At 46.4% G+C, this 700-nt stretch carries 1 protein-coding gene; it reads left to right on the forward strand.

Going from position 1 to position 700, the window contains the following annotated elements; all coding sequences use genetic code 11:
- Positions 1-700 (forward strand): Orn/Lys/Arg decarboxylase N-terminal domain-containing protein (locus BTO21_RS20245; protein ID WP_276329518.1); only part of this gene is annotated, 700 nt, incomplete at both ends.

The following is a 700-nucleotide window of genomic DNA, read 5'->3' on the forward strand; positions in this document are numbered from 1 at the left end:
GCTCAAACGAAGAAGTTGAACTACTTAGCGCACTACAAGCTCGCCAATCTGAAGTGCCGGTCTTCCTACTAGCAGAACGAGCACGTACCTCGATCCTTAACAACCGCCAGTTAATGGAACGGGTTGATGAGTGTTACTCAGTATTAGAAGACACCGCCGATTTCGTTGCTGGCCGTATCGTTGCTTCAATGCGTCGTTACCGTGCACAAGTGTTACCACCGTTCATGAAAGCGATGATGCACTACAACAATATCCATGAGTACTCATGGTCTGCACCAGGTCACCAAGGTGGGATTGGTTTTACTAAGACGCCTGCGGGTAACCAGTTCTTTGAGTTCTTCGGCGAAAACTTGTTCCGTACCGATATGGGTATCGAACGTGCTGCACTAGGTTCATTACTTGACCACAGTGGCGCATTTAAAGATTCAGAAGTTGAAGCAGCTAAGATCTTCGGTGCTCACCAGTCTTACTCTGGTATCGTAGGTACATCTGGTTCAAACCGTACTATCATGCAAGCCTGTATGAAAGATGACGACATTGCTATTTGTGACCGTAACTGTCACAAATCAATTGAACAAGGTCTGATCCTAACGGGCGCACGTCCAATCTACATGGTACCTAGCCGTAACTGTTACGGTATCATCGGTCCAATCAGCAAAGTTCAAATGAGCAAAGAAGGCATCGCGCTTAAAGCAAAAAA

It is taken from the genome of Photobacterium phosphoreum, assembly GCF_002954725.1.
GTDB classification, from domain to species: Bacteria; Pseudomonadota; Gammaproteobacteria; order Enterobacterales; family Vibrionaceae; genus Photobacterium; species Photobacterium phosphoreum.